Below are 6993 nucleotides of genomic sequence, written 5' to 3' on the forward strand. Positions count from 1 at the left end.
TTCTAAAAAATTTTGAAACATAAAAACAAATACTTATGAGAGCGATTGAATCGGTATCCCACCTTTTTAGAATGAACTCATTATTAATATAAGCACATTTTTAGATTGTGAAATCGGGTAACCCCTGAAAGTTAGGTACAAAAACCTTAGACACTATAAGGAAAGTCGAAAGTATTTGGGTAGAAATGTAGTATTGGATAGGGAAAATACGGTCTATGATTAATTTTGTATAAGATTAATAATTCTTTTTTCCGGATAACAAACGATATATTGCTGGTGTAACAAACAGCACAAAAAATGCAGAAGTGGTAAGTCCCCCTATAGTTGATAAAGCAAGAGTTCCCCACAATCGAGATTCACCTCCTGAGATAACCAAAGGTAATAAACCGAATACGGTTGTCATTGTAGTCATTAAGATAGGGCGCAATCGTTGCGAAGCCCCCTCAATAATAGCTTTTCGAATTGAAGTTCCATTTTTGTGTAGATTTGAAATCTTGGCAACCATCAATATTGCGTTATTAACGACAATGCCGCTAAGCAAAATAACGCCTATATATGCTGAGCGGTCGAAATTAGTCTCAGTTAGCCAAAAGATCAAGAATACTCCAATCAAACCCAATGGTACGGTTAGCATGATAATAAAAGGTTTTACCAGGCTTTCGTAGAGCGCTGCAACTACCATAAATACCAGGAGAAAAGAAATTACAAAAATGGTGTAAATTTCCTTCTCTTCTTCTTCACTCAGGAACCATTTTGGCCGTTCCAATTTATAACCTGGCGGTAATTCGGTATTTTCAATAATCCCATCTACCAATTGATTGCCAAACTTGTATGGCCCCCGGTATTCAAAAGTTACCCAACGTTGGTATTGCTGGTTCTCCCGAACAATTTCCGATTGAACTTGTACTTCAACGATGGATGCAATCTCGTTTAACCTGACGCTTTCTCCTCCTCCGGATCGGATGGTTACGGAATATAAATCCTGCAGATCGAAATCTTTAAAGTCTGCATATTTGATGCGGTAAATCTGCTCCTTTCCTTCCAACCGAATTTTCTGCCAACTTTGATTTTCGCGCAAGTAAGCCGATACCTGGCTGAGGACATCGCTGACAGTAAGACCATATTTGGATAAACCTGCATGCTTGACTTTTAGGATGGTCTCTGTTTGATCGCCAACACCCCGAAATCTGCCGGAACCAGATGTATTGATTTCACGAATCCTCGCATTTCGCTGTAATTTACTGCCCAAATCTTCAGCAATTTTACGGACTTCAGCAAAATTATATCCCAATACTTGAATACGAAAATTTGGTGCAGAACCACCTAGTCCCGAATAAAATCCCGGTCCGAAGCCATATACACTAATGCCAATTCCTGCAAACCGGCTGGCCAAAACCATCAACTGTTCTTTTAAGATTAAGGGGTAGGCGGTCATTTGTTGCGATTTTAAAAAGTCTATCCGGATTTTCACACGTTCCGGGAATACATTTGTTGTCACCCGTTTAATGCCTTCTAATCCAACCACTTTATCTTCGAACACATGGGCAATATCATCGGCACGCTGCAATTGAGCGCCTTTGGGCATTCGTACAGAGCATTCCAAGTAAGTGCCGCCGCCAAAGCTCCAAATCCTGCCTTTGGTTACATTTTTATCGAAGTTATAATAGGCATAAAAAAAAAGTCCAACAGTAAGAAGAACCGTAAGTAATGGCCATCTTATTGACCATTGTAACGCGACTTGATAATAGTGATCAAGATGTTTAGCGCCAGACTTTGCATGAAGGGTTGTTCGAGCCGCAACCGCCGGCGTGAACAGAAGTGCTACCAATAGACTGGACAGTAGCGCAAGGCAGACGGCTAAAGTAAAGGGTAAATAGAATACTCTCAATTCGCCGGTAAGATATAGGAAAGGTAAAAAAACCACCACCGTAGTTAGCGTGCTCGCCAACAAAGGTAGAAAAACTTCTTTGGTACCATTCACAGCTGCTTGAATGGCGGGCAATCCTTTTTCACGGTTAATATGAATATTATCGATGACCACGATAGCATTGTCCACCAGCATACCGAATCCCAATGCTAATCCGGCCAGGGTTAAAATATTCAGTGTTAAACCAAAGAAATAAAACAGGTTTAAAGTAAGGAGGATGGCAAATGCTACAGTTGACATGACAAGAAACGGCAGTCTGATACTCCCCAGAAAAAGGAACAACACAACAAAAATAATAACCAGGCAAAAAGCCGACCTGGATGTGAGAGATTGAAGGTCGCTACGAATTTGTTCGCTTTCGTCATAAATCTTCAACAGCCGCATTCCCGGTGGTAGTTTCTCTATAAGACTTTTTAATTTTTTGAATGACTCATTAGCTACGGAAATCGTGTTGGTGCCAGGTTCCCGATGGAGGATTAACGAAACCGAAGGATTGCCATCGATGCGAACCAATTGCTGGACATTTTGGTATGCGCGTTCGACTGTAGCGATTTCACCTAATCGAACAATAGTATTGTTGACAGGGATTGGAAGAGCCCGTAGTTCATCGATAGTATAAATCGGGTTGAGGACTATTAAATCTGTTTGTAAACTTTGTTTATCCAAGACGCCGCCCTGTTTGCGAAGATTAATGTCGCGCATGGCGCTGTGGATCTGGTTCGGTAATATATTTAAATTTGCCATTTTGCGGCGGTCAAGTAAAATATGAATTTCAAGATCCTGCCCGCCATGAACCAGGACATCAGCAACACCAGGAACGGCTAGCAGGGGATTGCGCAGTTTTTCGAGCGCCATTTGCCGCACTTCATATAAAGAGTAGGGGCCGGTGAATTGGTAACTCAAGAACGCTTCCTGGCGGAATTCCTCCGGCACAAACTTTTGAATTTGTGGCGTCGTGGCATTGTGTGGAAGATTCTCACGAACCAGGGCCAATTGTTCGGATAGCCGAAGCGCTGCAAAATCGATGCGTGTATCTCGGGTAAACTCCACGTCAACCTGCGACCGACCCTCCCGGGAAATGGAGGTGAGATTTTGCACACCTGGCAGACTGGCAACCACAGCTTCTATGGGCGAGGTGATAAATGCTTCTACAGCTTCCGGAGATGCGTTTGGCCAGGTCGTATGAACTGCTAATTTTGGCAGCTCCGCTTTGGGGGTTAATTCTAATGGCAGCCTAAAAGCAGAATAGATGCCTGTAACCACGATCACCAGCATAAACATACTGACTGCGATGGGCCGGTTGATGATTTTTTGGAGGATAGTCATATTTCAATAAATTTAAATTAATGACTTTAATAATTTCTTTCAACCTCAACCCGATACCGTTTTACTTCTTATTGTACCTTCTTCATTCGGTTCTATAGTATACACCTTGTCCTTTTTCCACCGAGATCCGGATTCAAAAATTCTACCTCTTCCCTGAAAAGGAGTTCTTATATTTGTGATCATTTGATAAATAAAACGACCTTCAGCATCTAATACATCTAGCAGAAAATCATCCTGAAGTTTTTTTGACGTCAAAACCCAAATATTTCCATCCTCACGAATTGCTAAACCTTGAATATCATCATAATATTCAGGTATTGGTTTTGTATATGATGTGCTGTTTAATATAAAGCTAGGTCGGTTGCGCTTTTTCCTTCTCTTCAGCTGTTAAATGTGTTGGATTAAATTCGCGTAAAATATTTCGCAACCGATTGCCCTTTTCTCCAAATTGTACTATAGAATAACGATTTTGATAGCAAGTAAAAATATTGTTTTTTGCATCGATATCCACATGAACTCTGACGAGATCATCAATTCCTCGTGCTCCATCAGCAATAGCAAAAACCGGGTATTCGATTGAAAACAATTCTTCATTAATATTACCCTTTGTATCCATTGTTTTGAAGGTTCTGGTTTCAATTTTGCTTTCAAAATCGATTTCAGAAATTGAAAATAGAATATTATCTTCTTTTGTGAGTAAAAAGTCCTGTAATCCAGGGAACCTGGGAAAAAGATCGTCAGTTTTATAATCAAATAACCTTACTCCCTCTGAATTGAAAACCGTTATCCTCCTGTTTGTACCATCATTGACAATTATTTGATCTTTGGAGTTTATGAGAATCCTATTCGGAGATTCAAATTCTCCTGGTCCTTGACCTTTCCTGCCGATGGTGAGGGTATAATTTCCACTTAAATCAAACTTCTGGATACGGTGATTGCCTCGATCAAGAACATAACAATTTCCTTTACTGTCAACATCAATAAACCATGCCCGGTAGAATAAGTAATTCTCATCGGTACTTTCACTTCCTATGCTAAGCTCTTCGATGAAATTTAATTTGCGTATTTCTTTGTCAATGGGTGTGGCTGGATTGTGGACTATAGTGACACCATTCTCTTGGTATATTTGAATTTCATCAGAGGCATTGTTACTGCAAGAAAATAATATCATAGCGGAAATTAAACAGAGTATACTTTTTACTTTTTCCTCCATAACTTTTCAGTCTTTACTTAATTCTCAATTGATACTTATGAATAACCGGATTTGGAATACTGCCATCCTCCCTCATATCTGGCCATTATCCGTAAACCTGGCTCTTGTTGGTTGCCAACGTACCCCAGGATGAATTTGGCTTGCATCCAATTTTCGCAGCAATTCTCCATCCGAATTAAATAATAAAACGTCTCTATGATCATTGATCAGAAACCTTCCTTGTGAACTAACATCTAAAGAATACCGGTTGCCAATTGGAATGCTGTCTGATAGGGGAATGGAGGCTGAAAGTTGGAACAGGTCATCAAAGGATTCTGCGGCAGCAAAAGTTTGTTCAAATTCTGGAGAAACATACTTGGGAATATTTTGTCCGAAAACCGGGTCAGAGCCATAAAACATATATAATTGTAAAATGCTGAGAAGAAATATTTTCAACATAATTTTACTCTGAAGTCCATTCGAATATCTTTTACTATTTCGTTATGGTTTGATTAATCCATAAACCCAAATACTCTCAAAACCATCTTTATCCAATTTTTTTCCAAGGATATAATCATTTCCAATTTCATATACTAGAATATTATTATGTATTTTGATTTCAAACAGGTATTGACCATCTTGATTAAAAACCCACCAAACTATGGAATTTTTACGGTTAGGCAAGTGTTCCCCGATCCATAAATTGCCGGCATTATCAATGATCATGCTAGAGTAAGCCGGTTTACTTTTTGAATCCGGCATATTAGAAAGTAATTTAGCCTGCCTTTTTTTAATATCTGGATCATCAAAATAGCCAATTGTAACATTTTTATCAGCCTCTATCTCTTCTTTGGATAAATGTAAATCTACAACACCTACCAATTGGATAATCCGATTCAGTTTACCTGTTGGTGTGTAAACATGAATGTCAAATCTGTCACTGGTACCTATATATGCTTTATTTTGGTAAACTGCACTTACTGGAGAATGGCTGTATGGCAAGTTAAATGAAAAAGAAAATATTTCTTTCTCGACAGACATAAAAATTTCCTTTCCAGGTAAAATAGCTACAGTATCAATCAACATACCAAGGGGTGAATAACGGTAGTACGGTGCCGGGTGGCGTTTTATTCCATTAGATTTATCTCCTCTTTCCAATCTTGAACTCCAGATAGTAGATATAAATAATGTACCATCAGAAAAGACCTTTACATCACTAAAAGAATGTTTTATATCTCTTTCCAAATTAAAATCTTCCACAAAAATTCCATGGTTGTCGAATATTGTTACGCGGTAAAGGCTGGCGTCAAATGCAATTAGAGAATCATTTGAGAACTTGTGAATTGATGATAAACGGGAAAACTCACCCGGCCCTTTACCGGGTCTGCCGATAACTTTTTTAAAATTACCTTTTTGATCGTAAAACCGCAATTCTCCTGAACCCGAATTCGCTACCACAACCCGACCGTCCTCAAATCGCACTGCTCCAATTATACGGAAAAAAGCATCATCGACTAATGAGAGAATTGGTTCTACAGGTATATACCAATTTTTCTCCTTATGCCAAAGTGGCTCTCGGTTTTCGATTATTTTTATGCCCAAACTGTCTCGTACTGTATTTTGTGCTTGTTGGGTTTCGTTTGATGAACAGGCAACAGAACCCAATACCAAGATCAAGCTCAAAGAAAGTAAGAGAATATAATAAAAAATTGTGGTTATGGTAAGCTTCATAAATAAACTTCCTCTTTATTTTATGTCTTTGCGTTTATAAATATAAAATATTCTGAGAAAACTTATTGCATAATCACATTGCCATTTTCGTCTCTCAAATCGATAGAAAATTTTTCAACATGAGGAAACGGATCATCCGAGGTTAAATAAATATTTCCATTTTTATCTGATAGAATTTGGCGTGTATTATGATTGTTAAAGTATTTTTCAATTGGGATCGTTAATATCCAATTTCCGGAAGAATCGAATATATCAATATATTGGCCGGTTTTTACACCCTTCTCGTAACTAATAGGTCTTCTATTTACTAAGACCATTGGAAACACTGTAGCATAGAGACTTATATCACGAATCCCTCCTCCACTTTGCATTAAGAAAGAATTGGGTCTGGTTGGGCTTGGAACTTCATAAGGTGGTCTGATAAAGGATGCTTTTCTTGAAAAGCTATTTATAGGCTTACCTTCAGAAGATAATACTGAGATTCTGTATGGAAAATAATCTGCATAATAAATAACACCTTCCTTATCAAGTACTATATCTGGTCCATTTCCTATCTTAGCTATTAGCAAACTGTCTGCAGTCCGATTACCAAACATCCCAACTAATTGCTCTGTTTTAAAATCAATTTTATGGATTGGGCGAGTTCCATATAGACGGAATCCTACAATATATGCTAATCCTTTATGAATTTGGAATTCACATGCTTTCATTATTTTAATGGGAAGGGTTTTCAAGAAGACGCCATTTCGATCAAATTGCGTCAATCTTCGTAATTCGTAATCCAGCACGAATAAATTATCATTTTCATCCAGTTGTA

6 protein-coding genes are annotated in these 6993 nt (G+C 38.4%); all 6 read right to left on the minus strand.

Going from position 1 to position 6993, the window contains the following annotated elements; all coding sequences use genetic code 11:
• Positions 1-235: 235 nt before the first annotated feature.
• Positions 236-3253, minus strand: a complete 3018-nt coding sequence (locus IIC38_19235; GenBank protein MCH8128060.1) for an efflux RND transporter permease subunit — start codon at positions 3251-3253, stop codon at positions 236-238.
• A 45-nt stretch (positions 3254-3298) separates the two neighbouring features.
• Positions 3299-3508 (minus strand): hypothetical protein, encoded by a 210-nt coding sequence (locus tag IIC38_19240; GenBank protein MCH8128061.1) that lies wholly within the window; start codon positions 3506-3508, stop codon positions 3299-3301.
• 97 nt (positions 3509-3605) lie between these two features.
• A complete protein-coding gene (locus tag IIC38_19245; protein MCH8128062.1) occupies positions 3606-4466 on the minus strand; it encodes a 6-bladed beta-propeller in 861 nt (286 codons plus the stop codon).
• Positions 4467-4538: 72 nt separating this feature from the next.
• Positions 4539-4904, minus strand: a complete 366-nt coding sequence (locus IIC38_19250; protein MCH8128063.1) for a hypothetical protein — start codon at positions 4902-4904, stop codon at positions 4539-4541.
• 42 nt (positions 4905-4946) lie between these two features.
• Positions 4947-6176 (minus strand): 6-bladed beta-propeller, encoded by a 1230-nt coding sequence (locus tag IIC38_19255; GenBank protein ID MCH8128064.1) that lies wholly within the window; start codon positions 6174-6176, stop codon positions 4947-4949.
• 62 nt (positions 6177-6238) lie between these two features.
• Positions 6239-6910: a hypothetical protein gene (locus IIC38_19260; protein MCH8128065.1), complete on the minus strand. Its 672-nt coding sequence runs from the start codon at positions 6908-6910 to the stop codon at positions 6239-6241.
• Between the last annotated feature and the right edge of the window lie 83 nt (positions 6911-6993).

Source organism: candidate division KSB1 bacterium (assembly GCA_022566355.1).
Classification (GTDB): domain Bacteria; phylum Zhuqueibacterota; class JdFR-76; order JdFR-76; family DREG01; genus JADFJB01.